This is a genomic window from Bifidobacterium sp. ESL0728 (assembly GCF_029392015.1).
In the GTDB taxonomy this organism is placed as follows: Bacteria; Actinomycetota; Actinomycetes; order Actinomycetales; family Bifidobacteriaceae; genus Bifidobacterium.
This window is the reverse complement of record NZ_CP113925.1, coordinates 1,070,099-1,090,460: the sequence shown is the minus strand read 5'-3', so window position 1 is coordinate 1,090,460 and position 20,362 is coordinate 1,070,099. Positions and strand designations below refer to the sequence as shown.

The 20,362-nt window shown below is 58.0% G+C and carries 16 protein-coding genes; 10 read left to right on the top strand and 6 right to left on the bottom strand.

Translation table 11 applies throughout. The features are described from left to right. Positions 1-129 precede the first annotated feature (129 nt). A complete protein-coding gene (locus OZX67_RS04155; RefSeq protein ID WP_277144474.1) occupies positions 130-1,026 on the bottom strand; it encodes a bifunctional methylenetetrahydrofolate dehydrogenase/methenyltetrahydrofolate cyclohydrolase in 897 nt (298 codons plus the stop codon). Positions 1,027-1,398: 372 nt separating this feature from the next. Between OZX67_RS04155 and OZX67_RS04150 the strand changes: the two genes are divergently transcribed. The 3 genes from OZX67_RS04150 (at position 1,399) to OZX67_RS04140 (ending at position 4,728) form a co-directional block, all read left to right on the top strand. Then, positions 1,399-2,514 carry a zinc ABC transporter substrate-binding protein gene (locus OZX67_RS04150; RefSeq protein ID WP_277144472.1) on the top strand — a complete coding sequence of 372 codons (1,116 nt, stop codon included), beginning with the start codon at positions 1,399-1,401 and terminating at the stop codon, positions 2,512-2,514. A gap of 343 nt (positions 2,515-2,857) precedes the next feature. After that, positions 2,858-3,895, top strand: coding sequence for an ABC transporter ATP-binding protein (locus tag OZX67_RS04145; RefSeq protein WP_348519620.1), 1,038 nt, complete (start codon positions 2,858-2,860; stop codon positions 3,893-3,895). Beyond that, on the top strand, positions 3,892-4,728 hold the full coding sequence (locus OZX67_RS04140; protein ID WP_277144470.1) for a metal ABC transporter permease: 837 nt from the start codon (positions 3,892-3,894) through the stop codon (positions 4,726-4,728). Before OZX67_RS04145 ends, OZX67_RS04140 begins: the two co-directional genes overlap by 4 nt. 147 nt (positions 4,729-4,875) lie before the next feature. Here the strand turns inward: OZX67_RS04140 and OZX67_RS04135 are convergent, their stop codons facing one another. Further along, on the bottom strand, positions 4,876-5,487 hold the full coding sequence (locus tag OZX67_RS04135) for a CarD family transcriptional regulator (RefSeq protein ID WP_277144469.1): 612 nt from the start codon (positions 5,485-5,487) through the stop codon (positions 4,876-4,878). A gap of 185 nt (positions 5,488-5,672) precedes the next feature. Here OZX67_RS04135 and OZX67_RS04130 point away from each other — a divergent pair, with 185 nt between their 5' ends. From OZX67_RS04130 to OZX67_RS04115, 4 genes are all read left to right on the top strand, one after another. Then, on the top strand, positions 5,673-6,419 hold the full coding sequence (locus tag OZX67_RS04130) for a response regulator transcription factor (protein WP_277144467.1): 747 nt from the start codon (positions 5,673-5,675) through the stop codon (positions 6,417-6,419). A gap of 115 nt (positions 6,420-6,534) precedes the next feature. Then, positions 6,535-7,626: a HAMP domain-containing sensor histidine kinase gene (locus OZX67_RS04125; protein ID WP_277144909.1), complete on the top strand. Its 1,092-nt coding sequence runs from the start codon at positions 6,535-6,537 to the stop codon at positions 7,624-7,626. Positions 7,627-7,819: 193 nt separating this feature from the next. Then, complete coding sequence (locus tag OZX67_RS04120) at positions 7,820-8,470, top strand: S24 family peptidase (RefSeq protein ID WP_277144465.1); 651 nt, start codon at positions 7,820-7,822, stop codon at positions 8,468-8,470. 9 nt (positions 8,471-8,479) lie between these two features. Continuing rightward, positions 8,480-9,796: a Y-family DNA polymerase gene (locus tag OZX67_RS04115; RefSeq protein ID WP_277144463.1), complete on the top strand. Its 1,317-nt coding sequence runs from the start codon at positions 8,480-8,482 to the stop codon at positions 9,794-9,796. Positions 9,797-9,919: 123 nt separating this feature from the next. Here OZX67_RS04115 and OZX67_RS04110 read toward each other — a convergent pair whose 3' ends face one another. Together OZX67_RS04110 and OZX67_RS04105 are read right to left on the bottom strand one after the other, a co-directional pair. Beyond that, positions 9,920-10,636, bottom strand: a complete 717-nt coding sequence (locus tag OZX67_RS04110) for a phosphoribosyltransferase family protein (protein WP_277144461.1) — start codon at positions 10,634-10,636, stop codon at positions 9,920-9,922. 217 nt (positions 10,637-10,853) lie between these two features. Further along, complete coding sequence (locus OZX67_RS04105; RefSeq protein WP_277144460.1) at positions 10,854-11,666, bottom strand: HAD-IIB family hydrolase; 813 nt, start codon at positions 11,664-11,666, stop codon at positions 10,854-10,856. Between the two features lie 94 nt (positions 11,667-11,760). Between OZX67_RS04105 and OZX67_RS04100 the strand changes: the two genes are divergently transcribed. Beyond that, complete coding sequence (locus tag OZX67_RS04100) at positions 11,761-12,198, top strand: metallopeptidase family protein (protein WP_277144458.1); 438 nt, start codon at positions 11,761-11,763, stop codon at positions 12,196-12,198. Positions 12,199-12,362: 164 nt separating this feature from the next. Here OZX67_RS04100 and OZX67_RS04095 read toward each other — a convergent pair whose 3' ends face one another. Next, positions 12,363-14,084 (bottom strand): DUF5719 family protein, encoded by a 1,722-nt coding sequence (locus OZX67_RS04095; protein ID WP_277144455.1) that lies wholly within the window; start codon positions 14,082-14,084, stop codon positions 12,363-12,365. Then, entirely contained in the window at positions 14,081-17,224 is a 3,144-nt protein-coding gene (locus OZX67_RS04090; protein WP_277144453.1) for a glycosyltransferase family 2 protein, read from the bottom strand. Before OZX67_RS04090 ends, OZX67_RS04095 begins: the two co-directional genes overlap by 4 nt. Before the next feature lie 245 nt (positions 17,225-17,469). On the opposite strand from OZX67_RS04090, the gene OZX67_RS04085 reads away from it, so the two are divergent. Next, positions 17,470-18,876 (top strand): LCP family protein, encoded by a 1,407-nt coding sequence (locus tag OZX67_RS04085; protein WP_277144451.1) that lies wholly within the window; start codon positions 17,470-17,472, stop codon positions 18,874-18,876. Positions 18,877-18,945: 69 nt separating this feature from the next. Beyond that, a complete protein-coding gene (locus OZX67_RS04080; RefSeq protein WP_277144449.1) occupies positions 18,946-20,268 on the top strand; it encodes an LCP family protein in 1,323 nt (440 codons plus the stop codon). Positions 20,269-20,362: the final 94 nt, after the last annotated feature.

Below are 20,362 nucleotides of genomic sequence, written 5' to 3'. Positions count from 1 at the left end.
TTCTTTGTTATTAGTTGGATGGATATTACCTATTAAGTTATGTTGGCGACCTTTCGGCCACGCAAGTCATAAGAATACTAGTCGCCCTAGCCAAAGCACCTCGACGAATCCGGGCGTGTCGTAGTCGGTTCAGCCGAGCTTGCGTTCGGCCATCTCCACGACGTTCGCCAAGAGCATGGCTCGGGTCATCGGCCCCACTCCCCCCGGGTTCGGCGTATAGGCGGAAGACAGGGCATGGCAGGCCTTGTCGATGTCACCGCGCACGCGGTAACGCCCAGCTTCCTCATCGTAGACGCGGGAGACGCCGACGTCCACCAAGACGGCTCCCGGCCTGACATCCTCGGGACGCACGAATCCGGCCCTGCCGACGGCAGCGACGATGATATCGGACGCACGTAAATGCTTCTGGATATCTTTGGTTCCGGTATGGCATAGCGTCACGGTGGCGTTCACGTCTTTCGCCGTGAGCATCAGCCCGATGGTGCGTCCGACGGTGATGCCGCGGCCGACAACGCAAACATCCTTGCCGTTGAGATCAATACCGTAATGCTTCAAGAGCACAATGATGCCGCGCGGCGTGCAGGGTTGCGGCGCGGGGTTTCTGCCGTCGATATGGGTGACGAGCTCGCCAAGATTGGCCGGATGCATGCCGTCGGCGTCCTTGGCCGGATCGACATGGGAGATGACCTTGTTGGAATCGATGCCTTTGGGCAGCGGCAGTTGGACGATGTAGCCGGTGCATTTCGGATCGGCATTGAGCCTTTCCACGGCATCGATGACCTCCTGCTCGCTGGCGGTTTCAGGCAGCTCGACGGCAATCGAGGCGATGCCGACCTCGGCACAATCCTTGTGCTTACCCGCCACGTATTTGCGCGACCCGACGTCGTCACCGACGAGGATGGTGCCCAAACCCGGCTGAACGCCTTGTGCCTTGAGCTTTTCGACGCGCTCGCTCAAATCCTGCTTGATGGCCGCCGCAGCAGCCTTTCCGTCCAATTTAAGAGGAGTCTGTTCCTCGTGCGCCATACCAATTCCTTAATAAGTTATTTCGACATTGCGTGCCGCCATGTTAAAGGCCGAACGGCATAGTTATCGATTGTAAGATGAAATCAATCCACAAACGCGGAAGTGTCCATCATCAACGCCATATCGTTTGCTTATAACCGTTTATAAGGCGGTAAAAACCGGACATCCCCGAAAAACGACAAAACAAAACACTTGAGAATCAGAATAAACGGTTTTCGAATTTTCGCTTCCGAAATCGACATACCTCGAGTCAATGGAATTGCTATACTTTTATTTGACAATGATTTTCATTTTCAGTATATTGCCTTAACGTATACTGGAATGACAATCAATATGGACCAGTGACAAACAGATACTGACTAAGGGGTCTCTATGAAACGATTCGGATGGCAGGCCAAGGCCACAGCCCTTCTGGGCTCTCTATGCATGGTTTTCGGCCTTGCGGCTTGCGGCGGCGGCAACGACTCCCAACCGCCGAGCAAGACTAACAACAGCTCCAAGCAAGCAAGCGGACCCATCAACGTGGTCGCCTCGATCAACCAGTGGGGCTCTCTGGCCAAGGAAATCGGCGGCCCGGACGTCAAGGTGACCTCAATCGTCAATACCGTCTCCGTCGACGCGCATGATTTCGAGCCGCAGACCAACGACATGGCCAAACTGCAAAAAGCGGAAATTGTTCTGGTCAACGGCGCCGGATACGACAACTGGGCCAGCAAGTCCATCGCCAAAGGGACCACCAGCGTTTCAGCGGCCACGGCAGTCGGGGCGAGCACGGGCGACAACCCGCATCTCTGGTTCTCCAAGGACGCCCGAAAAGCCACAGCCACGGAGCTCGAGGACGCCTTCGCCAAGGCGAGGCCGGCCAAGGCCAAGCAGTTCCAGGCCCGTCTGAAAACATGGAAGACGAACGAAGCCAAACTCGAAGATTCCATGAAGGCCTTCTCGCAGAAACACAAGGACGCCACGTATGGTGCTACAGAACCGGTCGCCTATTATCTGATGGATGACCTCGGCTTCACCGACAAAACGCCGAAGGGGTATACGCAGGCCGTCAGTTCCGAGGGCGAGCCCGCGCCGAGCGACCTGCAGAAATTCCAGCACCTGATTTCCGGGCGCGACATCAACCTGCTGATCAACAACACGCAGGAAGCCAGCAACACCACCAATCTGCTCACCGGAACGGCCGGACGCACCGAAGTGCCAGTCGTCGACGTCAGCGAGCAGATGCCACAGGACCAGACCACGCTCACCGGCTGGATCACCACGTTGATGAACAGCATCGACAAAGCCATGACAGATTTCAAGGCCAGCGAAGCCGACCACCAGAAAGTAGGGACCGGTAACGAGGGCAACAGCACGGAACAGCCTTCACAGGCCGGGCAGTCCGGACAGTCCGACAACGGAACGAATGCCAATCAGCAGACACCTGCGGCGCCGGGCAACGGCTCGGTGCCCTCGAATGCAGGACAGACCGATCCCGGCAAGTAATCAGGCGCGAAAAAGCACGTTCCATAGGTGAACAACGCGAGATGCCTGGTTTTCAAGCAGTCAGCAATGTGCTTGGAAACCGGGCATCGTCGTATTCTAAATCCCGATATCGGAATGGACGAACCGAAAACACCGACAGAGAACATTGGCCCTGCAATGGCTTCATCGGCAAATGCTGTTATCGAAACGCAATGTACAAGTGCGACATACGTGACGTTGCTTTCGCTTAACGAACAATTCATCACTAATTGAAAATGATTCTCAATTTCAAATATAATATATAACTATCAATTATTCAGTAGTGTTTCGAATGCCGCTGGCAACGAGAAAGACGACTATGAACATGCAAATGAAAACGAAAACGACGCGGACGGTCAAGCCCACCGACGGCCAGCCGGCCTTGGTCTTCCGCGATGCCGGCATCAAACGCGGAGAGAGAATCATTTGGCAACACGGCAATTTCTCCATCCCGTCAGGTTCCATCACCGCCATCGTCGGCACGAACGGGGCCGGCAAAACCACGATGATGAAAGCCGAGCTGGGTCTTTTACCACTGTTTAACGGAAGTTTGACCGTACTTGGAGGCCCGGCAGGAACCACCAATCATCTGATCGGTTATGTACCACAAAACTACGCAAGCGATATTGAATCGAACCTCACGGCAGAACAATCCGTCTTGCTGGGGCTTACCGGAACGCGATTCGGCATCCACCCCACCACGCGGGAGCAACGGGCTCGGGCACGCGAGGCCATGGCCTTCACCGGAGTGGACGACAAGCGGCATTACCGACTTTCCGAGCTCTCCGGAGGCCTGCGCCAACGCGTCGCCATCGCCCAGGCTCTGGTGAGCGGGCCGAAACTGCTCATGCTCGACGAGCCTCTGGCCAACCTCGACCTCGCCGCCCAGCGCGAAACAGTGCACGTGTTGGCCAAACTCAACCACGAAATGGGCATGACCATCCAAGTGGTCGCCCACGATCTCAACATGTTGTTGCCCATCCTCGACGGCGCTGTCTATCTGCTCGACGGGCACCCGCATTATGCGAAGATGAACGAGGTGCTGGACGCCGATCTCCTGACCCACCTTTATGGCACGAAGGTACAGGTGGTCACCACCCCGCAGGGCGACATGTTCGTCACCCCGGGCCCGGACGAACCCGATGACGTCACGCCTGACATCCACAAGCCGGACGAAGTGGCCGGCTTCCACCATCATCATTTAAAAAATCCGCCTAGTTCCGGCAGGAGCCATCGCCACGATTCCGCGATTAGCGGTGAGAAGCCGAGATATTTCGAACAGATGGTTTCCCATAAATCACAACCGGACACCAAACGAACGGACGGAAATGAAGCAAACCAGCGGCAGGAGGCAGGGCTATGAGTCACATCCAATTCGGGTTCAACCATGAATGGCTGGAAACGCTTTCGGTTCCGTTCATGCACAACGCCTTCATCGCAGGCCTTTGCATTGCGCTGGCCGCAGGCGTGATGGGCTATTTCACCATCGCCCGCCACTCGACCTTTGCCGCCCACGCATTGGCGCATATCGGTCTGCCGGGAGCCACCGGAGCGGTGTTGCTTGGTCTGCCGGTATCTCTCGGACTTGGCATTTTCGCTCTTGGCGGGGCGCTGACCATCGGAGCGTTGGGCAAGAAGGCTTCGCAACGTGAGATCGCAACCGGCACCGTGCTCGCTTTCGCCACCGGCCTGGGCCTGTTCTTCTCACGCATGTCGAGTTCGGCCTCGCAGCAGATGCAGGCGATATTGTTCGGTTCGATATTGACCATCACGAACGACCAAGTGCTGGGCTTCGCGATTTTCGACGTGCTGCTACTGGCGGTGATGGCCGTGGTCTACCGTCCGCTGCTTTTCAGCTCTCTGGACGAGCAGGTGGCGCAGGCCAAAGGCGTGCCGATCGGCGTGATGAACGTGCTGTTCATGGCCATCATGGCCGGCGTTATCACCATCGCCGTACCCGCTGTGGGCACATTACTTATCTTTGCGCTGGTCGTCACTCCGGCGGCCACGGCCAATATCCTCACCAGCACGCCGCTGCGTTCGATGGTGCTTTCCAGCGTCCTGTGCCTGGTCTCGATTTGGGGCGGACTGATCGTCTCCGTGATGTTCCCCACTCCCCCAAGCTTCGTCATCGTCACGATTTCGACACTCTTCTGGCTCATCGCCAAAGGCGTGGAGGCGTTGCGTCGGCACTGAAAAGCTTTGTGTGAAGGCCGGTTATGAGGTTACCGGTTTAAGCCAAAGGTCGGGGCAAAATTTTCAGGGTCATCCCCTGATATCGAGATGACCCTGAAAATTATTTAAACAATCAGCAAGCGATTTCCGGCCAGAGTAACCGAACAATCACTTCTTTTTCTTGGAACCCTTGGCATCCTTGTTTTCAGCTTCGATTCTTGCCAACGTCTGGCTGGCCGGTTCCTCGGGAGCCTCGGAATGATGCTCGGCATCTTCCGGCGTAGGTTCGGCATACCCGAGATTGACATCGAGCAGGTGCTGGGCCTCATCCTCGTCGGTCTTCTCGGAAAGCGCGATTTCCGAGGTGAGGATATTGCGGGCGCGCGTCAACATGCGCTTCTCGCCAGCGGAAAGTCCGTGCTCGTCGACATCACGCTGTGCCAGATCGCGCACGACTTCGGCGATTTTGTTGACCTCGCCGGTGGCGATCTTCTCGACATTCAGCTTGTAGCGACGCGACCAGTTCATCTTCTCGTTGTCGACAATCGGCGTGCGAAGAATCTCGAAGACCTTGGCGACTTCCTTGCCGTCGACGATGTTGCGGATGCCGACCTTCTTGGCATTCTCAACCGGCACTTCGATGACCAGACCATCGCTGGAAAGTACCGAAAGCTGCAGATAGTCGCGCGTCACGCCTTTTACCGTACGTTTTTCAAAGGCGGTCACCTTCGCCGCACCGTGACGCGGATAAACGACGACATCTCCAACTTTGTAATCCATGGAACCTCCGAGAAAACCCTTAAACGCAATGTGTCTTAGTTTTTCACGCGCCGCGGACGTTTACCATTGTCGCAAACAAATAAAATATAACCAAATCGAATAAAAACCTCATTTGGCAGCAAATTGGGTGCGCCGGAACCTATACTGGATTATTTGTAGCAATGTTTTTGAAAAGCGGAGGACACATGCTCAACACTTCGGCGCATCAGAAGACACCACGTACCATCTTGGTGGTCGAGGACGAGCCCGATCTCGCCACGGCAATCGCGCAACGTATCACAGCCAACGGATGGACCGCACGCGTGGCGGGAGACGGGGCGAGCGCAGTACGCGCCGCGAGCCAGATCAAGCCCGATCTGGTCATCATGGACATCATGTTGCCCGTCATGGATGGCATCGAAGCCACCAAGCGCATCATCGCCGAGCGCCCGGTGCCGGTGCTGATGCTGACCGCCCGCGATTCCGAAGCCGACAAGGTGATGGGCCTTTCCGCCGGCGCCGACGACTACATGACCAAACCGTTCTCCCCCCGCGAACTCATCGCACGTTGCGAGGCGCTGCTGCGCCGCGTCGAGCGTGCCACCCTCATCGCCAAGAACAACGAGAACGAAAAGGTGCTGGACTTCGGCACGCTGGTCATCGATCCGCGCCAGCGCATCGTCACCCAGGACGGCAAACAGGTGCATCTGACGCCTACCGAATTCGACCTGCTTGCCACTCTTGCACGCAAACCAAAGTCCGTCTTCAAACGCGAAAAGCTGCTCGAAGAGGTTTGGGATTGGCCCGACGCCTCCGGCACACGCACCGTCGATTCGCATGTCAAAGCACTCCGTCACAAGCTCGGCAGCGACCTGATCCGCACCGCGCACGGCGTGGGTTACGCCTTCGAGCCGCCCGAAGACGGCAACGCCGCAACACCTTCCGCTCAGTAGTGAAATCGACAGCCCCACGGGGCTGCTTTTCATATAAGATCCATTTCCAGCTTCCATGGATTTCCGTACCTTCATTTTTAGGAAACACAGTCGAGAGAACGCAGTGACCACAGCGATGAACAACCACACACATCAATCCGGCAAGAAGATTTTGGACAACGAACGTCCGATAGGGTTCTTTTCATCGCTGAAGGTGGAGCTGAGCGTCATCATCGTCATCGCCACGGCAATCGCCTTTGTCATGGCTTGGTTTCTGCTGAAAATGGGGCTCAGCGGCTGGATCGCCATGCCGCTGACACTCGTGGTGGCCCTGGGCATCACTTACTTCTTCTCCCGTGGGCTGACCGCTCCCCTGCGCCAGATGCGCGACGCCGCCAAAGCCATGAGCGAAGGCGACTACACGGTGCGCGTCAAGGTCGGCACCCGCAGCAACGACGAGGTGGGCCAGCTCGCCCGCTCGTTCAACGAAATGGCCGAGGAGCTGCAGCATGCCGACCAGATGCGGCGTGACATGATCGCCAATGTCTCCCACGAACTGCGAACTCCCGTCTCCGCACTGCAGGCCATGCTCGAAAACCTCGCCGATGGAGTGGTCGAGCCAACCCCAGCGAACCTTGAGGGGATCTTGAACCAGACCCATCGGCTTTCCGACCTCATCGCCTTCCTGCTCGACCTCTCACGTATGGAGGCCGGGGCGGCAAGCCTCAACATCGAACAGTTCAATTTCGCGGACTTCATCGACGAGACCTTGGAACCTCTGGAAATCGCCGATGCCGGCCATGCCCACGACGTCGACGTGCACGTGCCCGATACCATCGAGATCGAAGGCGACCAGGACAGGCTGCGCCAGCTGTTCACCAACATCATCTCCAACGCCTTCAAGCACTCGCCCGACAACACCACGGTGCTTATCGAAGCCCATGAAGACAAGGCACACGGCACCATCGTCACCAACGTCGTCAATTTCGGCTCACAGATCCCCCCAGAGGCACGCGCGGATATCTTCCGTCGCTTCGTCAAGGGCAAGTCCGGCCCCGGCACCGAATCCGGCGGCACCGGACTCGGGCTCTCCATCGCCCGTTGGGCTGCACAATTGCACGGCGGCAACGTCAAGGTGGTCGATGACAACCGTGGCACCGACTTCGAAATCACCCTGCCGAAATTCCATATCGTAGCCGAAGAACCAACCGAAAAGACAACACTCTGAGAGGTTTCCGAAAAGTTCTCTGCTTTCCGGCTTTGTCTTCTGTTTTTTGGGATTCCCTGCCTTCTGATCTCACTTTTCGTTCTTTGTATGTTCTGCATCACCCTTACATATTCGAACGTTTGTTCTATTTTATTGTCCCGACCTCTTGACACAATGATATTCGAACAAACGTTCGATTATTGGGAGGTGTGCGATGGCATCAACGACATCATGCAGATTGGTACGCAATGACCCAGAGCAGGATTGCAGGGTCACCCAGATCTTCCGTTCGACGCTTGCACCGACACCCATTCCCATCGCGCTTGAAGCAGTGCATGCAGGGTTCCCATCGGTGGCACAGGACTATTTTGCGGGCGATTTCAGCTTTGACGAACATATCATCCGCAACCCCGACACGACCTTCATCATCACCGTTGCCGGCGACTCCATGGAGGGAGCCGGCATCTGGGACGGAGACCTTCTGGTGGTCGATCGCTCGCTCGAACCGCAGGCCGATGACGTGGTGGTGGCCGTCCTCGATGACGAATTGACCGTCAAACGCCTCATAATGCGTGGATCGACACCGATTCTGCATCCCGAAAATCCCCATTACCCTGATTTCTCGCCGGAAAACGCCGAAGAACTGGTGATCTGGGGCGTGGTCATCGGCAATTTCCATACACAAAGCCGTTCCAGCCGATTCGGCTCTGCTTTGCCGGGCATCACCCGCCCCGGCATGTCAAGTACATCTGCATATGGATCCGATGCCGCCGAAAAAGCCAACGGAACCACCGGACTCGCCGCGCACAGTCGCGGATGGTCGGGCGGAGCCACCATCTATCCCTTCCCTCAGCGGCATAGCTAGCAGGGCGACATGAGCGAGCAGCTTCAAGTGCTGGCCGATGCGAACAGCTTCTTCGCCTCCTGCGAGCGCGTTTTCGACCCGAAACTGGCCAATAAGCCAGTCGTGGTGCTTTCCAACAACGACGGGTGTGTGGTAGCCCGCAGCGCCGAGGCGAAGCAGTTGGGCATCAAAGAGGGTACGCCTTGGTTCAGCATCCGCGACGAGGCACAACAGGCTGGCGTTGTGGCCTGCAGCTCGAACTATGAACTCTATGCCAGCCTGTCGGCACGGATGATGTCGGTGATGAGCCGGTTCATGCCGGGGCAGGAAATCTATTCGATCGACGAATGCTTCCTCTCCCCCTCAACGGATGCCGCACAGACCATGCAGATTTCCACGGCCATGCGCAAAGCCGTGCTGGAAGGCGTGGGCGTGCCGGTGAGCGTGGGCATCGCACCGACCAAAACGCTCGCCAAAGTGGCGAATCACTGGGCCAAGAAGCACCCCTCGACCGGTGGCGTGAGCCTGTGGAGCGATATCGAGGCACAATATGGCGATGCCGCACTCGCCTCCATCCCGGTGGGCGACGTATGGGGTGTGGGAAGACGGCTGACCCGCAAGCTGCAGGCTCTGGGCATCATTACCGCGCTCGACCTAAAACGCCAGGACCCGGTATCCATCAGGCACCGTTTCTCCATCACCCTGGAACGCACCGTGCTGGAATTGAAGGGCATCCCCTGCATCGTCGGCGACGCGAGCGCTAACGACGGCAAACGCAAGTCCGAAATACTCTGTTCGCGTATGTTCTCAAAACCCGTTACTGATATGGCCCAGCTGAATCAAGCCCTGAGTGTCTATGCCCAGAAGGCGTGTCGCAGGCTGCGACGCCAGTCGAGCCTGTGCTCGCACGTCGCGGCATTCTGCGCCACAAGCCCGTTCGGTCCAGAAGATAGCTACCAGTCGTTTCATGCGACGACCACCCTGCGCGACCCCAGCGACGACCCTCTGGTCATCGCCAAGGCCGCATGCGAGGCCTTGCGAGGCAGAACCGACCCCCATGCCCGCTATATCCGCGCGGGGGTGCTGCTGCTCGGCCTGCAGGATGCCAAGGATTTCACCACCTTGCACGGATTCGAGGCCAGACGCGACGATCACAATCTGGGAGCCGTCATTGACGAGGCCAACAAGAAATTCGGCACGGCCCGGGTCGGCATCGGCTATGGCGGCATGCGCGGAGAAGGGCGCGGCGACGAGGATACGTCGGCCTCATGGACGATGAGACGCGAGATGCTCTCCCCACGCTGCACCACACGCTGGGATGAGATGGCCGTGGCCTATGCCGATTAACCGATACGACGAACAGACACATTGCTGTTGCCGCACATGCGATGAGGCATCGAACCAGCGTTTAAATCAAAACGGCGCACACAATAAAGCCGACGAAGGAGACGCCATGCCTGACGGATTTCGTCATCCGGATCGGTTCGGCGTGCAGGCCAACGCAAGCCCGATGGCGTCACGCGCTCCCGCCGCGCGCAACGCCGCTATGCACTGGCCCATCGTGGCACCGGTCGTGACGATGTCGTCGACGACGATGAACAACGAATCGTCGCCGCTCAGATCTTCGGTAACACGCACGTGCCCCGCAATCCTTCGCGAACGGGATTGGGCGTCTGCCGTCTGGACGGATTTGCCTCGCACCCCTTCAAGCCTCAGCACCGGCTTCATAACGGACGCAAACCCATATCCGCGCAAATAACGCACCATCGACCTGGCAAGTGGCAAAGTCTGCCATCGGCCGCGATGATGCATCGACGAGAACGACGAGGGCGCAGGAACCAGGACAAGAGCATGGATTCGGTCATAAGATGCCTGCCCTGCAAGCACCTTCACCGCCAAATCCGCCAACAATGAGGCGAACACGCGGTCGCACTCCTCATCACCGTGATCCTTCCAATTGAGGATCGCCTGACGAACGCTTCCCTGATACCAAGAACATCCATAGCAGCGAACGTCATCACCCGGCAGTGCCTTGGGATAGGCATGCCCGAAAAGCTTGACACATGATGGGCAAAGCACTTCGTCCGGCTTGTCGCAGCCGGCACAGCCGCGCGGCAGCAGCACATCACGAATGACGGCAAACCAAGCCCGCAAGGCATTGGCAAATCGTAGAACAACGGCTCTCATACCTCAAAGCTAGCGGATTCCCGATCATTACCGCAGCAAAAACAACCACTGTGGTCGGATGCCATGGGTTATCCACATTCCGGGCGTGTCGGATTCTTGTTATCCACAACATCAGCAGTACGGCCTCATCAATCACAACAGCCTGGTTATAGGCCAAAGCCTCTGGTTTATAACCGGGGTTTGGCCTTGCGAGAGCAGGCGCTGGACCCGCAGCCGTTTACGACAGCGCCGCGATGAGACGGTCGCAGACCTGAAGCGTGTCGTGAGGGCCGGAAACGAGAATCGGCTTTGTGCCGATGACGGCCGCAGGATAGTCGTTGCCGTCCGGGTCCATACGGTCGCCGACGAAAATGACCTGATCGACCCTGCAACCCAAGATATGGCAAAGCTTACGTACCGCATATGCCTTGTCGACGCCGCGCTCGGAGATATCGATGCTGGTCGAACCGCCGGAACGCACCACCAGATTGGGCAGATCGGCACCCACCGCCTCGGCGAGCCGGTTTTTCTTGCTGTTGTCCGGATCCCAACGTTCTTTCTCGTCTACCGGAGCTTCCTGTCCCAAAGCGGAAAACGTGATCTGGCTGCCACGGTCCTCGATACGTGGCCCCCACGTGTGGTTGAGCCAGATTCCCTCTTCTCGGGCATGGCGTTCGATGGAGGCGATGGCGCTTTTGCGGTCGGCCACATCGAGATCGTTGGAATAGACGCACCGCCACTGCCCCTCGTGCCAACGAAAATAACGCGTACCGCTGGTCGGCATGACGTGGAGGTTCGTTCGACTGGCATCGGGTTCAAGCACGTCGAGCACCTGGCTTTGGGCGAGTTCAAAGCGACCTCCGGTAATGACGGCCACATCGATGAGACGCGTCAAGGCGGAAAAACGCGAAGCCATGTCGGCATGCATGGGTTTCTTGGAGCGTGCCAGCGTGTTGTCCAGATCGAAGGCGACCACTTTTACACCATCAACAAGTTCGGAAAGATCGTGGTCATGCCACTTCTCTATCGCCGCGTTCGCGCCTGCTGCCATCGATTGCTCCGTTCGCTTCGTGGGCCGCTCCCCCTGCCCAATACCTCTTTATGTTACGACTACCAATGCCTACGGCACACCATAGAATGAAACCATGTTGCGACCACCTTGGCAGACCCACGTCTATCGAAACCGGCATGGACGCGGCCCTAGAACGCCGATGTTCGGCGTACGCCTGCCCCGCTACCGCACCCGAAGCGGCATGTTCGACGACATGGTATCCTCCCAGATTCGACGTTTGCTCACGGCGTGGCCCGATCTCGTCCGCCCGGTGCAATTCGCCGTCGAGGACGTGCCGCCTTCCACTCCCGCGCCTTGGGAGCCCAAACGTAACCCGACCTCGCAAAGTTTCGCCGCCAACCATGGCATCCCCGCACGCATCGTGCTGTACCGCATGCCAATGCAGATGCACCACCCCGACAAAACGCAGCTTGAATGGGCCATCCGCGACGCGCTGGTAGCCCGACTGGCCGACCTCTATGGCCGTCGGCCCGAGGAAATCGACCCCGACTGGACCGGCACCGAACTATAAGACGCCAAGCACAAGGGCTCATGTCCTGATATTGCCCAGATATTACCCAAGTTTTCACCTTGTCGGGCTGCATTGCGCCTCAAAAATAATCATTGTCATTATCGCAAGATAATAACCATGTGATAATCGGGCTATGCGATAATCGGGATGTCATCCGCGCATTTTCAGCGCACGATTCCGGCGTTGTCATTGGCCCACACCTTCATATTGCGCGGTTCGAGACCTGAGGAGCCGAGATAGGCCACCGAGGCAAGTTTGGCTTGCGCCACATCAGGCTGGGTAAGTCTCATGCCCATCGACACGTCCTTGCCGTTTTTCAGCGTGAACATCACGGCGTTGTCGCCGACATCCTTGGCCAAAACGCTCGTCCCGGCGTTGGCGGGAATACCGATCTGCTTGTCTCCCACAGGTTTGCCGGAAGTGTCATAGCCCTGCAGGGTGGCTGTGGTCTCGCTACCGCTGGTATTGAGCAACACAACCGTTCCATCGGTATGGTCGGGAACCACGAGAGCCGATTGCGCGAAAGCAGGCGAAGGCGAAACATAAGCGAAATCTGTGCCGGAATCCGCGTTCTGGGTCACTTTCGCCGTCACATTGACAGGACTTGACGCGCTGGCTTGGAGTCCTACCACTCCATCAGGGGCCTTGCCCAAATCGACGGGGACGACCTTGTCTGCTTCGAGATGCTGCATCTTGGCCGACGCCGCGCCGTTGCCGTCAACCCACGAGAGGTTCAGATCCGTATCATGCTCGGCACGCGCGAATACAGTCACTTGATCGTCGCCGGAGACTCCGGGCAAGTAAGCCTTCTTGGAGGCGGCGTTCAAAGGTACCGCGTAATCAGAGCCCTTGGCATTCAAACCATCGAGCTCGATGCTGCGCACGACCGCGGCAATCGGTGTCTCTTTGCTCTTGACCTTCACGAAAAGAGCCTCGTTGCCGGGCGCTGCCGCCGATAATTCCAGTGTTGCCTCGCCATTGGCCCCGATATTGACCACGTTGCCGGTGGAAAGCTGCAAAGGAGTGCCATGTTTGGTGCTCCAGATCTGAACCTGCAGTGAAGTGGCTTTCGATGAGAAATTGGCCACGGACAACTGCTGGGTGACTCCGGTTGTGGTGGGCCCCAGCAGGAAATCCTGCTCAAGCGCGGGAGCGATGCAAGTGGAGGCGGCCAATCCCTTCAAATCGCCTTCGCTCGCCCATGAAGCCACAGATGCGGCGGCGCCCGTACCCGATTTCGCCGCCAACAAGCGCGTTTCAAATGCCTGCGAGCCTTGATCGGCAGAACCGGAATACGTTTTGACCATGGCGCTGTCGACGGTGTCGCTTCCGGTAAGTTTCTTGTTGTCCGCTTCGCTGCCGTTGGTGACGGCTCCGACACTCGCCTCATAAATCGAGCCGAAAGCGGAGTAGCGTGCGGACGAGGCCACATTGCCTTCCGAAGCCTGGAAAGCGCTGTCGCCATATTTCCCATTGTCCGAAAGCGCCATACGGGATGGGCAGTAATAGGTCAGATCGGTCTGGTCGACTTGTTTCGCTCCGGTGGCATCGCCGGCTTTCGCCGAATCAACAAGCCAGCCCGGCAGAGGCACAAGTACGACTGTCACAATCAAAGCGACCAACACAACAACCGTGATCACCGCCAACGAGACACGCGAAGCCACCCGTGAACGGGACGCACCTGCGCTCGCCGAACCGGAAGGATTGGCAGGGGTTTCCGGTTGCCGCGCATCCACAACGTTGCCGGGATGGCCGGGACCTCCGGAAACCGGCGAGGCAGCCGGAGGAGCGGGCGGCGCCGGAACGGCATGCTGAACCTGTTCAACTGCGGAACGACGCTTGCGGCCATCCATATCTTTGTTCATCGAGTTCTCCGTGTCCTTCATGCCTGTTCCCACCCGTATCTGCGTGCTCTGGGGATTGCGACCAGAACATAGATCACCATTACTATGCCCAAACACCATAGCCAGGTCTTGCGCCAAGCGCTGTGCTGCGCGGCAATCTGACCCTTCAATGGCACGCCTTGCTTGTTTTCATCAACTTTTGTCAGCCGGTAATAGGTGCCGTTCGCCGCATTCACCACCGACTGGGCCCCGTCACTGGAGTTGATGTTGCTGATCAGGCGCAACGTGGCGTCCTTGTCGGCAGAGGATTTGTCGGAGGAGACATAAATCCCGCCGAATCCCAGCTTGGCTAGTGTTTCGATGGCATCGTCATTGCCGTTGGAAAGCAATTCGCCGCTGGCTTTTGCAATCAGGTCGACCGACAGATCGCTGGCGCCGGAAGCGACGCTGGCCTTCCATGCAGGAGAGACATCAACCAGATCGCCACGCCGAGAGCGCATCACAGAGAAATCGATATGATTGTCGGATACTGCCTGAAGCGCAAGTATGCGATGGTTTTCCCTGTTCTGCAAATAGTCGACAGCCACCATGGGCAACCCGGCATCGCTTGCCTCGACTTGGCTGCCTCGCGACATCATGCCGAACGCCCCGGCCAGGCAGGTGGAAAGCGCCAGAGCCGCAACGAGTACCGCACGGCCGAATTTGATGGCTACACCCTTGACCTTGCCTTTTGCACCGTTGGCTTCAACGTTTTGTTTGATTTGATCGCTTTCCGAAATCCTCAAGGGAACGAAACGCTTGACCGCTCCGCCGGAAACAATGCATGCGCAGGAAAGCAATGCCAAAAGCGTCAGCATGACGCCCGGGAGCACGGATGCGGCGAAGGCGTCACCACCCTCAACAGACACACAGATACGCGCGGCGGCCATGGCCAGCACGAGGCCGGTGATAGCGACGAACCACATCATCCTCGTGGCACGAAGGGCGAATGGCAACAGAAGCGCCGCCAAAGCGACCACGACGATGACACAGAGCGCAGCCAAAACCACCAAGGTCTGCAAACCGCGCTGGCTGAACAGCTGCACGCGGATATCCCCTCCGAGCGGAAGGGCAAAGGCACGGGAGATGACCTGACCGAAGGAGAGTGAAGCGGGCGAGGAATCAGGCAGAGGCTGGATGACATCAGCGAAGAGTTGTCGCCACGCTCCAACACTTGCGTAATGGACACTGTTGACCAGCGTTGGCAGCAACAGAGCCAAGCCAGGCACCGGGATAAGCAGCAGCATCAGACGGTGCGAACGGACGACAACGATGAAAAAGACAAGGCAGACGATCAGCGGGAATATCAGCTGCGGCTCACAGGCCACCGTGACCGCGAAACACAACGCAGCGCAACCTGCAGCCTGCACGGAGGCGTGCGAATGCACCAGATCCTCGGTGCCGTACATTCCCACGGCCCTGAACGTGAAGGCGAAAGCCGCCGGCAGGAACACCATTGCCATCAACAACACAATATTGGCGGTGCCAAAGGCACCCAAAGCCAATCCCAACGCCACCCATAGCAAGCCCATGACCACGCGCACCCAGTCGGAACGGGTGAAGATACCCGCCAGTGCCCAGAAGGCCAGGGCCATGGCCGGGGCGGCGAGGAAGAACATCAGGGAAACGGCGATGACCGGATGGCCGATTGTAATGACAGAAGCCACAAGCCACACCATCAGCCAAGGCGCAGGAGGTGCGGGCACACCGATGCCGACGCCAAAGGCCCATGGCGTGCTTGCCGCCGAAAGCAATGTCGAAAAACTCGCCCCGCTTGCCAACAGAGACGGCGAATACAGACTGGCACCGCCCCAAACCTGACGGAATACATTCCATTCAAACGCGATGATCACTACAAAGGCCACGACAGCCATGAGGGCGGCACCGCCGAAACGCCGTACGGCACGCATACGCAGATGGCTTTTCGCCAGAGGGCTCAGAAGCTCGGTATGCTGCTGGCTGTCGAAGGCACGGCTGCGCTTGCGCCATTCCTCGATCTGTTTGCGGTCGGCCGAAAGCAGGTCCAACGCAGCGCTGCTGGCTCCATGACGCAAGTTCTGCTGACGACGGGCATGGATCATCTGTGGCAATTGGCCAAGCACACGCCATGGCAGGCACAATATATACCAAGCCCGCCAGGGGCTTTTGGCGAAGAAGGCGCCTATGGCATGCCACAGGGCGCGGAAGAGATTGAGCACCCACAGCAGCGGCCAGAACAGTGTGCGGATATCGGTGTAATAGTATTTTTGGGCGGCATCGAGGACGGCGGACGTTGTATCCACGGGGTTTTCCTCATCGATGGGCCCGCCTGCACGGTTGCGAATGCCTTCGAAACGTGCGCGGCGATGGGCGATATGTGCCTGCGGCACCACAATGACACGCCCACCGCCTTCACAGATACGACGTGAGAAATCCGCGCCTTCGGCGAATGTCGTGAACCACGGATTGATTTCCCCGGTATCTTTTTTCGTCTGGAGAGGAAGCAGGGCACCGGCCAGGGAGACTGCGAACACATCGGCACGTCCGTCATATTGTTCCTGGTCTGGTTCGCCGTCGACCACGAGGCTTTCCAGACGATGTTTGCCGGCGTAGCTGCCGACATTATGAAGTGCAGAACCGGCCCAATCAAGCTGTTTGGCACCGATCAGCGAAACCGTCGGCGTATTGTGCCACGCCTCAACCAGAGCCTCCAGGCAACCGTCACCCACAGGCCTCGAATCGTCATGCAAAAGCCAGAGCGCACGAACGGAGGCCGGAAGACTGGCATAGCGGAACGCCTTGGAAATTGCGTCGGAAAAGGAATGCGCCCCGGCGGCACGCACCAGCTGAACATCGACGCGTTCAGGAGGTTCGGGAATGAGCTGCTGGGCCGCCCCATGACCGAGTTCGGGAAGAGACGAGATAGTAAAGCCGGTACGCATCGGCTGCGAGGTGCCGCCCGTGCAATCGGCGATGACGATGGTGCGTGGCAGCACTTTCTGGGCCATCAGCGCACGCAGGGTTGTGGGGAAAAAGCGTACATCGTGTTCGACAGTGATGATCGCGGCGACGCTTCGATCGACGCTTTGCCCGTTTATTCGGGGCCTGGAACCGATTACCTCGGCCACAATTCGCTGTATATCGACACTGCCGTTGGAACTCATGGTCTCCAGTGTAGACGATGGCCTCGCTAGTATGCCGGGAACGATCGATAGGGAAAAATTCAGCTTTCCACTCGAATTTATATCGAGCGTTATGTATACTGGATATTCATGCCCAATGCGGCTCTTACATCAGATTTTCAGGAAAAATTCAACCTCTAGGCATACAATGCCCTCTAGGAATAGTGAATGGCAGTCCCGCAGCGGCCTTTAAGACTTTGGCTGGCGGGTAAACAGAAAGGCAAGATATGGCTTCACACCGTATCAAAGACCTCAAAATACCCAACCTTGGCGGATGGCACTCCCCCAAGCCCATGCACGGTACCGCCTATATCGTCCGTCACCGGCTTCGCAGCGCCATCATCATGACCGTAGTGGCCGTTTTCGTATTCGTCTCCACTGCCGTAGGCGTCGCCGCGTTCACTCTCGCACATGCACCACAATCCGTCAAGGTCATCCGCCAGAACGGAGCCTCCGAAGAAAAACTCGTCGACCCGAATGCCGGCAAACCGATCGAATTCCTCGTTTTAGGGCAGGACACGCGAGACGGCGGCGACAATGCCGCTCTCGGCGGAAGCCACGACGACGGCGAACACAACGCCGACACCTCCATGGTGGTGCAGATCAGCGCCGACCGTTCCTATATCGATCTGGTCTCCATCCCCCGCGATTCCTTGGTCAATGCCCCAAGCTGCCAGACCACCAAGGGCGTGGTCCCTGCTCGCCACAACGTGATGTTCAATTCCATTTTCGCTACCGGCTGGAGCGTGGGCGGCGATCTCGCCAGCGCTGCAAGCTGCACAATGAACGCGGTCAATGCCTTGACCGGCCTGAAGCTCGAACATTTCATCGTGGTCGACTTCCAGGGGCTGCAAGGCATGATCAACGCCATCGGCGGGGTCAACGTCTGCCTGCCGACCGACACGAAAGACGATTACACCGGGCTTGACCTGAAACAAGGCCTCCAGCACCTCGACGGCACACAGGCCACCGAATACGCCCGTATGCGCCACGGAACCGGCACCGACGGCAGTGACATCATGCGTGCGGCCCGTCAGCAGTATCTGGTCAAGGAAATACTCACCGAGGCCTTGTCGAAGAACCTCCTGACCAACAGCGCGCAGCTTTATCGTCTGGCCAACGAGGCATTGAAGTCACTGAGCATCTCAAGCGGCCTTTCCAACGCCACAACGCTGGCAGGACTTGCACTGAGCCTGCACAGCCTCAAACCCGATCACGTTTACGCACGCACCATTCCGGTTGTCCCGGCACCCACTGACCCGAATAACCGCGTGGTTTGGGCCAGCAACGCCGATGACACCTGGAGGGTGCTGCGCGAATACAAGCCGCTGACCCAACAGGACATGCCTGCACAAACCACATCCGGCGAAGGCCAGAGCGAAAGTACAAAGGGGAAGCAGGGTCAGAACTCCAACGGAACCCAGGAACAGCAACAGCAACAGCAGGTACAAGGTACCCCTGATCCTGTCACCGGCCTGATCACGACCTCCGACGGCCGACTCATCGACCCGATCACCGGAGGAACCGTCGACAAGAAGAACGGCATGATCCGCGATCCGAACACCGGCCAGTACATGGGCGTCGCCAACCAGTACCTCAACGCCACGGTATGTGCGGTTCCTGCGCAGAAGTAGGCGAACCTTCTCCCTTTCATGGCCTCCCGCGAGTAAAAGTAGTAACTGCTTTTACTTTCGGGAGGGTATATGGTCAAGCAGTCTGGTGGATACGACGCGCAGGGCACCCCACCCAGTTTCATACCATCAGGCGCGCGCACACGTCCGGACACCGGTCGTGTGCCCGTCCCCAACGAATCACAGATTCCACCGGCCTTCTCACCGATCAAGCCGCGTAAAAGGACGACCAATCGCCAGCCGATCCAAGAACCAGCTGCACCAATTGCGTCTCAAGTTCGCGCACCACGTCAAAGCGCAGGTTCTTCACGTCTCGCTTCATCGCCGCGTTCGTCTTCCTCCCGCAACCCTTCACGTGGATACGGTGCCGCCGCGATGCCGCCGCAACGTCCGAACCGTGTAGAGCCGACAGGGTTTGGAAACGAAGCGGCCAAGCCTCACAAAAAACATCACTGGGTGCTCACCGCTCTGCTGGTCATCGTCCTGGTCATCGTCCTGGCGCTTTTCGGTTGCTGGAACTGGGCCAATTCACAGCTAGACAAAACTGATTGGCTCACCGACAAGGCCGATACCAACGGCACTTCCTGGCTCGTGCTCGGCTCCGACGAACGCGATGATTCCGGGGTCGGCGGCAGCGCAGACGACACTCCCGGTTTCCGCACCGACACCATGCTCGTGCTGACCAAGCCCACGCACGGCAGTTCCTCGCTTATCTCGATTCCCCGCGATTCACTGGTCAAGGTCAATGGCACCAGCATGAAAATCAATGCCGTCGCCGAAACGCAGAGCAAGAAAACGCTCACCGGCGAGGTCGAGGATATCACCGGACAGAAAATCGACCACGTCGCCGAAATCAAGTTCAACGGACTCACCAAAGTGGTCGATGCTTTGGGCGGTGTCAACCTCTGCTATGACAGCACGGTCAACGACTGGCGTTCCGGCATGAACTGGCAGGCCGGCTGCCATACCGCCGACGGTGCCACGGCGCTGGCTTTCTCACGTATGCGCTATTCCGACCCAAAGGGCGATTTCGGTCGCGCGGAACGGCAACGCCAGGTCATCGGAGCCATCATGAGCAAAGCCTCGTCAGGTGACATGTTGAAGAGCCCGGCACAGACCCAGAAGGTGGCCAAAGCCGCCCTTTCCTCCGTCGAGGTTGACAAGAAGACCAACCCGCTGACGCTGCTGTCGATGGCCATGGCGTTCAAAGCGGCCACCGGCAAACAAGGTATCTCCGGTTCGGTCTATTGGACCGACCCCAACCATTACGTGAGAGGCGTGGGTTCCACGGTGCTCCTGGACGATACCAAGAACCTCGAATTGTTCGAACAGCTTTCCTCCGGCTCCCACGCTCCCGGAACGGTGGGTACGTTGGCCGGTTCGATTTCGCAATGATTCTTTAGCTGCAATGGGAAATTTACCAAAATCTCGGCAACCGTTTGCCATACAAAATTTCACCAGGCTGGTCTGAAATTTGACGGTTTCGATA